This is a genomic window from Flavobacterium collinsii (assembly GCF_902804485.1).
Taxonomy (GTDB): Bacteria; Bacteroidota; Bacteroidia; order Flavobacteriales; family Flavobacteriaceae; genus Flavobacterium; species Flavobacterium collinsii.
The window spans coordinates 35145-41957 of record NZ_CADCST010000049.1 but is presented as its reverse complement, the minus strand read 5'-3'; the positions used below and the strand labels follow the sequence as shown (position 1 = coordinate 41957).

General features: G+C 39.5%; 4 protein-coding genes. 2 read left to right on the top strand and 2 right to left on the bottom strand.

Annotation, left to right across the window (positions count from 1 at the left end):
- Positions 1-839 precede the first annotated feature (839 nt).
- Positions 840-1808 (top strand): hypothetical protein, encoded by a 969-nt coding sequence (locus FLA105534_RS01605; protein WP_173964303.1) that lies wholly within the window; start codon positions 840-842, stop codon positions 1806-1808.
- 95 nt (positions 1809-1903) lie between these two features.
- The gene (locus FLA105534_RS01600) at positions 1904-2872 is read left to right on the top strand and encodes a hypothetical protein (protein WP_173964302.1); all 969 of its coding nucleotides are present in this window, start codon (positions 1904-1906) and stop codon (positions 2870-2872) included.
- A gap of 202 nt (positions 2873-3074) precedes the next feature.
- On the opposite strand, the gene xrtN is transcribed toward FLA105534_RS01600, so the two are convergent.
- Both xrtN and FLA105534_RS01590 read right to left on the bottom strand, forming a co-directional pair.
- Positions 3075-4322 carry an exosortase N gene (gene xrtN, locus FLA105534_RS01595; protein WP_173964301.1) on the bottom strand — a complete coding sequence of 416 codons (1248 nt, stop codon included), beginning with the start codon at positions 4320-4322 and terminating at the stop codon, positions 3075-3077.
- The gene (locus tag FLA105534_RS01590) at positions 4322-6811 is read right to left on the bottom strand and encodes an XrtN system VIT domain-containing protein (protein WP_173964300.1); all 2490 of its coding nucleotides are present in this window, start codon (positions 6809-6811) and stop codon (positions 4322-4324) included. The genes xrtN and FLA105534_RS01590 overlap by 1 nt, the downstream gene beginning before the upstream one ends.
- Between the last annotated feature and the right edge of the window lie 2 nt (positions 6812-6813).

Sequence of the window (6813 nt, the reverse complement as noted above, 5' to 3'; positions counted from 1 at the left end):
AGGCTATCCGAAAAGTATGAACTTCCTCTTATTATGTTATTGTTTTAAATTTTTACTTTAGTTCGACGCGGATAAAACAGATTTACTTCGTAAAAACGCGAATAAAAACAGATTTTTTAATGTATAGAATCCGTTTTGATCAGCGTCTTCGCAATAGCGAATCCGTAAAATCAGCGTTGAATTAAGACGTATAATTTTTGCCAACCCAATAAACTTCTTTTAGATTATAATTCAATCTAAATTATTATAAAAACAAGGCTGTCCTTACTTTTTGGACAGCCTCTTTTTTTTATCTTTATGAGCATGCCAAAGAATTTGTGTGCTATCGTTGTCTGTATCCTGGTCATCAGGTTGCAATTGAAAATATAGGTGACATTCTTAAAAAGCCTGCTTTACCGAAGCTTTAAAACATTCATAGACCTCGCAAACCGCGAGGTCTATTCTTTTTATGCTTTGTCGATTTACTTTATTGGTAGAAGTCGGAGACATTTGGGCAGCTTTACATAAGGAACTCTTTGCGGAGGAGAGGTATTTATAATCTCTCCTTATTTTAGTATTTCTGTGTTTTTGGAGAAACAACAATCCCAATTTTAAGAAAAAAAGTGATGTGATTGTACCAGTTCTTACACAGAAAAACCAATTATTACATCATACCTACCACTTCTTACAAACCAAAAATGTTGCGTTTTCTACATTATACCTTTGCACTTATAGTAATGAATAAAAATAAGTTAGTAATCGTGTACAGGTATTTTTTTAAACAAAAACAATGAAAAATAAATTGGGATTATAGAAAACATACCAAAATAGTAACCATAAAAACATATAACAAAATTTTTATGAAAAAAGAACCCAACAACAAAACGCCCAAAACAAAACAGAACCAAGGAATAGCGAAGGCCAAGCGAAAAACTCCGGTGACCTTCCTCAACGGCTTCTCATCACGTCGAGGTGCACTCGCCCTGTTGGCCGTGCCGCATGGTCTGAAACCCAGAACGGAATTCTGTCGGGCCTATACCTGCGTCGACGGCAACTGGGGCCGTGCCGATCTCTACTATGTAGGCAAATCGCTTACCAGTCTAATCGATCCCTTGCGCAACTACCGCGCCCTCTGGACGCTCGGGCGCAATGGCGAGGTTACAGAGCTCATAGGCGCCAACCGCCGCGACGAGCGCATTCCCAACGCCGGCCTGGGCATTGTCGGGGGACGTGGCTATGTCAACACGTTAAAGAATATCGCTGGGCAACTGTACGTTTGTGGCTATCAACGCCAGGTTTACGTGCGCCGCAATGAGCAGTGGCTGTCGCTGGCCGATGAAATCCTCAGCAACGAGAATGGCATCGGTTTTCTTGACATCGACGGCCTTGCCTATGACCAGATATACGCGGTGGGCTGGAAGGGGGAAATCTACTTCTACGACGGCAAGCACTGGCACTGTGGTGAGAGCCCGACTACCGCGATCCTCTCTAGCGTGCGTTGTCTGCCCGACGGCGAGGTTTGGATCTGTGGCTACCGAGGGCTGGTGATGCATGGCGCCTTCAACCGCTGGACCGTGCTGGAAGTTTCCGACCCGAGCGTCAACTGGTACTGTCTGGAGGAACATGAAGGCGAGATCTATCTGGCCGGTAACGGTGTGCTGGCGAAGGTAGATGGCGACAAACTGGTGGCCCTCGACCCCATTGGTCGCCCTATCACCACCCACCGCCTGCACAGCCGTGACGGCGTGCTCTGGTCCATCGGCGAGAGCGATATCCTCTTCCTCGAAGACGGTGCGTGGCATGAGGTGATACACCCTGACAATGCCTAATGCCATGCTGCCGAACGAATCCTTTGATGCAACGACAGGATAAGCCAACAGTATTATACCCAATATGTATTACTAAAAATGATAACAAAATTTTCATGAAAAAAGAACCCAACAACAAAACACCCAAAACAAAACAGAACCAAGGATCAGCGAAGGCCAAGCGAAAAACTCCGGTGACCTTCCTTAGCGGATTCTCACCACGCCGAGGCGCACTTGGTCTGTTGACGGTGCCACATGGCCTGAAACCCAGAACCGAGTTCTGCAGGGCCTTTACCTACATTGACGGCAACTGGGGCACCGCAGACCTTCACTATATCGGTAAATCGGTGACCAACTTGGTCGACCCGTCGCGCAACTACCGTGCCTTCTGGATGCTCGGGCGCAACGGCGAGGTCACGGAATTCATCGGCGCCAATCGTCGCGATGAGCGAATTCCCAATGCTGGTCTGGGCATTGTCGGGGGACGTGGCTATGTCAACACGTTAAAGAATATCGCCGGGCAACTGTACGTTTGTGGCTATCAACGCCAGGTTTACGTGCGCTGCGATGAGCAGTGGCCGTCGCTCTCCGATGAGATCCTCTGCAACGAGAACGGCATCGGTTTTCTTGACATCGACGGTCTTGCGCATGACCAGATCTACGCGGTGGGCTGGAAGGGGGAAATCTACTTCTACGACGGCAAGCGCTGGCACCGCGATGAGAGCCCGACTACCGCGATCCTTTCTAGCGTGCGTTGTCTGCCCGATGGCGAGGTGTGGATCTGTGGCTACCGAGGGCTGGTGATGCACGGTGCCTTCAACCGTTGGACCGTGCTGGAAGTTTCCGACCTGAGCACCAATTGGTATTGCGTGGAGGAACACGACGGTGAGATCTATCTGGCGGGTGACGGTGTACTTGCCAAGGTAAGCGGCGACAAGCTGGTGGCTCTCGACCCCATTGGTCGCCCCATCACCACTCATCGTCTGCACAGCCGTGACGGCGTGCTCTGGTCCATCGGTGAGGACGACATTCTCTTCCTCGAAGACGGTGTATGGCATGAAGTGATACACCCTGACAATGCGTAATGCTATGCTGGCTGTAGCGCCGGCTGGAGTTGGCTGCGTTGTCCGTATTCTTGACCAGCACGCCCAAGAAGCTAGCTTTCTCGAGATTAGACCTGATGTCGAAGGAATAACAGAAGAAGTTATCATTCAGAAACTGTTGTAATAGATTCAATAAAAAAGTAGAAACCCAAACTTGTAATGATTTCTAGTTTGGGTTTTTTATTTAATTTGATTTTGAGGTTTCGTTTATTAAAAAAATAGGTTGGCCATAAATCAATTTTATAAGTAAAACTTCAATAAGAGAGCTGTATTTTTTACCATTAGATTCGTACCACCAATACGATGTATAATTTTGGTTGTCTTTCTCCATTTTATTAAACCATATTTGTTCTTTGTTTACCAGGACTTTCTTCGATTCAATAATTTTGTACCCAGAGCCAGTCCAGCAAACCATCGGATTATGAGAGGGTGTTTTTATATAAGTCAATTTCTTAGGAGTTTCAATTTTAAAAACTTCCGTGTTTATCCAAGAGCCTTTTTTTGTATGATACTCAGAACTAACCTCCTGGCGAAAATTAGTTTCTGTTTCATTTTTGATTTTTATACTGGTCGCTAAAAGGGTTGCAAATGTTACCAATAGAATAAGGTTTTTTGGTTTGATTTTCTTTACATCACCGTTTTTATCATTGTTTTTATTTTTTGGTTTTATATACTTAATAATGAATTGCATTGGAATGATCTGGTATACAGTAAAACAGATTAAACCAATAGCGTGATGCAAAAAGTTTTCCTGAGTACAATTGAAAAAAATTAAGGTTACGATTCTAAAGTAATTAGATATAATATTGAGTGTTATTACAAGTAAGCAGAAAGAGAGTATCTGAAAAATGCCGTAATATTGTTTGAGTCTTTTTTCTTCCAGTGTCATTAAGATTGCGCCAAATAACAATCCTGTCTTAAACATAGATAATCCCATGCAGGCAGTGTCGATGGTGATTTTTGCATTATTGATGTGAAAATTGACCCCTTCGATTTTATTTATAGGTATAAAATTCTTTAGTGTCAGATAAACGATATAACAAAGGCTTTGTTTTATTTCTGAGGTTAAGTGTGCAAAAAAAGCACTAAAAAGAGTCGAAAATAAAACAAGGCAAATGAAAGCAATAAAGGAAAATTTCCCGGTGAAATAATGGAAAACCAAACATAAAAATAATAGTATAGAAAGAAAATGAACCGATTTTGTGTTTAAACGCCAGCTGATGAATTCTAACAATAGAATACTAAGAATTAAGAAATAATTAATTTTGAAATTTGTTTTTCTCCCGCCAACAATAAAAAGACAAAGGGAGCCGAGAATTCCAAGGAAATCATGGTGTACGTTTAAAAGCAATATCTTGCTGTTAATTGCAAAAAGGAGTAAGATTACAAAAACAGCAAGTATTGGTTTTTTCATTAGAATTAAATCCTTCATTAATTCGCTAATTTTTGTTTTCTGTAATAGAATAAAATGGCAGATAAAACGATAAATAATAGTGCCCATTCATGTGGTTCCGGTACGGCGCCGTCATTATTGACAGAAGCATTTCCAAGGGTATCAACGTTTTTTTCAATTCCGTTATTTTTGTAATCTTCATCAGTTTCCAGTACAATTAAGGAAGATATTGGGGTAACAATATTAGCATCTTTGGCCAAATCGACATATTGATTCTGAACTAAAGAATCGTTTTGAATTTTTACTTGTTCTTCGAGTACTTTTCCAAAAGCATACATTCTGTATATATGATCCGGCCCATTCTTTTTCGGCGTTTTGGTTTGGGGACTTTCTGTAATAGCAATGTTTGCAGGTTCAATATTTACGGTATTCGGTTCTGTTTTAAATAATACAAACTGTTTTTTATGAATCAGCTCTAAACTGTTCTTTAAACTGGTCTGAAAGTAATCGACATATTTTTGTTCTTTTACGGTTTGCCAAAACGGATTAATATCAGAAGAAATATTAATTACTTTTAAATTTCTCTGTTTTGTTTCGCTTCTTATCTTCTTTAAATAATCAGAATCTTCAAGCTCTTCAAAATTGGCAGAGAACGTTCCTGATTTTGTAATGATTAAACTGTTTTTAGTGATTTGATAAAGCGGTAATAAAGAATAATGCAGCTCTTCAAATTCTAATGCAATGGCTCTAAAATTGTCCTTATTGATTTCTTTCTTTTCTCCATTTGTAAAAACAAATAAGTTTGTTCGCTCTAAATTCACATAGGATTCTATTTGTTTGGTGGTCCAACTGCTGTTTAAGTCCAGTATAATTTCTGAAGGAGTAAAAGGAATAGCTGTTTTTTGAATGTTTTTAACTTCGTAAATTTTGTTTTTCCAAGCAAATGAGTTTGAGGTTTTGGTTAACGGCATAAAGGCTTCCCAACGATCTAATCCTTTCGATTGGTTAATGTAGTGACCTTTGTTCAGTTCAAAATCTTTACTGGTTTCAATTTTTGTGTTTCCAACGCTTTGAATTCGTGATATCGTTTCGGCAGTTGAAATGTTTGGGCCTTTAATATAAAGGCTTTGGTATTTCATTTGGTTGTCTTCAACTTTTAAAGGAGTTGTAAAACCGCATTTAAAAGTTCGGGGAGTGGTAGAGTTGATAGGGAAGACTCTAACCACGACCTTATTTCCTTCTTTCCATTGCATTAAAGACGGATCACGGCTTTCTACGCCTACAATTTGATTATAGGCTGCTTTAGCTTTTTCTTTCGTAGTCAAAACACCTTTTCTTTCAATTCCGTTTACCCATAGTGACAATGATGTTGCAACAGAACCTTCCGGCAGTTGAAAAGAATAAATAGCTTCCTGATTTCTCCATGTATTTTCGGGACAGGCAATCTTCATGGTAACTTCGGTATAAGCCAGATGTGCGTCAGGGTACAGTTTTACATCTTCTTTAATGGTTTTGGTAAATAAATTTTTGCCGCTCCACAGTTGTTCTTCGGCTTCTAATCGTTTATCGAAGTTTGATTTCAGAATATTGATTTTATCATCATGGCTAATATTAAGGTCCTTGCAGAACAGGTACGCAACAGATATAAATGGATTGTGTATTTTTTCCTCATTGAATTGTTTAGAACCGAAGGAACCGAAACTGTTAAAAGAGAATATGTCATGAAGCGGAATATAGACGATGTCTTTTTTTAGTAGTATCTCATTGAAAAAATTAGGTTTTAAATTTTGAGAAATCGAAATGTAACGGGGTAAATTATCGTCCTGATCAAAGGAACTGATAGCAGCTGATTGTACTATTTTATTGCTTTCGATACGCAATCCAATCGTAAAAGAAGTTAAGCTTAGAAGTATAACCAGGAAACCGGCGCTAAAAGAAAGGGTGTAATTTTTATTTCGGTTAAGATACCGAATAATTGTTGCGATATGGATGATGATAACCAATGCGGGAACCAAGCCATAAAAACCTAATCCTAAAACAATAATACCCATAAAGGAGAAAGGCATAATAGGAATCAGGTATATGGCAAAATACAAGATGATGCCAAAAGATAAACCATTTATAAAAAATGCAATAGATGTATTTCGACTTTCGTCTGATTTGCTGTAGATGAAAAAATTAGACAGGCAAAAAAACAGAGTAGCCAAATAAACCCATATTTGAAGATCATGAAAAATAGGAACAAGAATATTTAAAGAGAAACATCCAATAAACCAGTTCAGAATTAATAAAGGAGTCAGGTGAATATAAGTTTCTTTGTTTCTTAGGATCATAAACGAAAGAACAATTCCATATACAAATTCAAAAACGAGACTTGGTATAGCAATTGATTCAAAATCATGAAATCGAAATTCTTTAGAGATAAGGGCGCCAATCAGGAAAAGACTGCTGAAAAAGGTTACGATTAATCCAATTGTCACTCCGGTTTTTTGAGTGTAATGTTTTAAAAGGTCTAATTTGTATTTCATAG

What these genes read in the sequence shown, in the direction of transcription:
- FLA105534_RS01590 (WP_173964300.1), bottom strand. Translation starts at nt 6,811, where the DNA reads ATGAAATACAAATTAGACCTTTTAAAACATTACACTCAAAAAACCGGA.
- xrtN (WP_173964301.1), bottom strand. Translation starts at nt 4,322, where the DNA reads ATGAAGGATTTAATTCTAATGAAAAAACCAATACTTGCTGTTTTTGTA.
- FLA105534_RS01605 (WP_173964303.1), top strand. Translation starts at nt 840, where the DNA reads ATGAAAAAAGAACCCAACAACAAAACGCCCAAAACAAAACAGAACCAA.
- FLA105534_RS01600 (WP_173964302.1), top strand. Translation starts at nt 1,904, where the DNA reads ATGAAAAAAGAACCCAACAACAAAACACCCAAAACAAAACAGAACCAA.